Source organism: Mesorhizobium sp. WSM4828, assembly GCF_055811175.1.
Window position 1 is genome coordinate 1 of sequence record NZ_JBVVQK010000087.1, and the last position, 1421, is coordinate 1421.

At 62.4% G+C, this 1421-nt stretch carries 1 protein-coding gene; it reads right to left on the reverse strand.

The features are described 5' to 3' along the window. Positions 1-287: 287 nt before the first annotated feature. Positions 288-1331: an IS110 family RNA-guided transposase gene (locus AC0L2X_RS32365; protein ID WP_473601202.1), complete on the reverse strand. Its 1044-nt coding sequence runs from the start codon at positions 1329-1331 to the stop codon at positions 288-290. Positions 1332-1421 lie beyond the last annotated feature (90 nt).

Sequence of the window (1421 nt, forward strand, 5' to 3'; positions counted from 1 at the left end):
CCGGTGCTCATATGTGGACGGCCCCCTGCTTGCAAGCATTGGTTCGGATAGTTTGATCGGATCGCTTGCGCTCATATGTCCGGCCTTTTGCGCGCCGGTTTGTGAGCGCTGGCCAAGATGGGCTACGCGGATAGCGAGTTCCAAGCACGGACACGGCATTGGCTGCCGGTGAGCACCTCGGAGTGTCTCGCTGGTCCCGGTTCGATCGGTCACACCATCTTCTCCTCTACTTGCAAGTTCCGGCCTTCAGCGTCGAACGGTGCTCGGCGCCGAACTCTTGAATGCTCTTACGGCTGCACAGGCGCAGTCACCGGAAGGGCGGCAGCGGGGCGGTATTGCTCGCCGCTGACCATCAGTTTCCAGGCGATCCGGGCCAGCTTGTTGGCCAGCGCCACCGCCGCGAGCTTGGCTGGCTTGCGCGCGATCAAGGCCGCCAACCAGGGCCATATGCGTTTGCTGCCGCGCCGCATATGCTGGATGAGAGCGGTGGCGCCCGTTACCAGCACGCTTCGCAGCATCTCGTCGCCGGCGCGGGTGATCACCCCAAGCCGATTTCTACCTGCTGTCGAATGGTTCTTCGGCGTCAGCCCGAGCCAGGCGGCAAAGTCGCGTCCCGACTTGAAACCGTGTGCATCCGGCATCTTGATGGCCAGCAGCGTGGCTCCGACAGGACCAATCGCCGGTATGGCGGCCAACCGCCGGCTCAGTTCATTGCGTCTGTGAAGCGCAAGCAGCTTTTCATCGAGTGTGGCGACCTCGGCGCTGATATGCGCATAATCGCGCGCCAGGGTCTCAAACATGTCCCTGGCCGTGTCTGGGATCGTCGCGTCAGCGCGAATGTCGGCCAGCAGATCGCCAAGCCGGGAAAGCCCCTTGGGCGCGACAAGGCCGAACTCTGCCGCAAAGCCGCGGATCGAATTGGCGAGCTGCGTGCGCCGGCCAATGAACTGCGCGCGCAGCTTCGCCAGCATCTGCGATCCCTGCTGATCGGCGCTCTTGGCAGGAACGAAACGCATGCCCGGCCGGCTCATCGCCTCGCAGATCGCCCCGGCGTCGGCCGCATCCGACTTGGAGCGCTTGACATAGGGCTTCACGTATTGTGGCGGCAGCAACACCACTTCGTGGCCCAGCGCGTGCAATTCCCGCGCCCAATGGTGCGCTGCGCCGCAAGCCTCCATGCCAATCTTCAGCGGCGAAAGCCCGGCAAAGAAGGCGAGCACCTGATTGCGTCGCAGCTTCTTGCGCAACACCGGCTGTTCGGCTTCATTTACGCCATGCAACTGGAAAACGCTCTTTGACGTATCCATGCCAATACGAATAAGTTTATCCACGGACGGTCTCCCTTGATTGAGATCTGCAACGACCTCATTCTGGCACATCACGATGCCGTCGGGGGCCGTCCACCCCAACACGGACCCAAA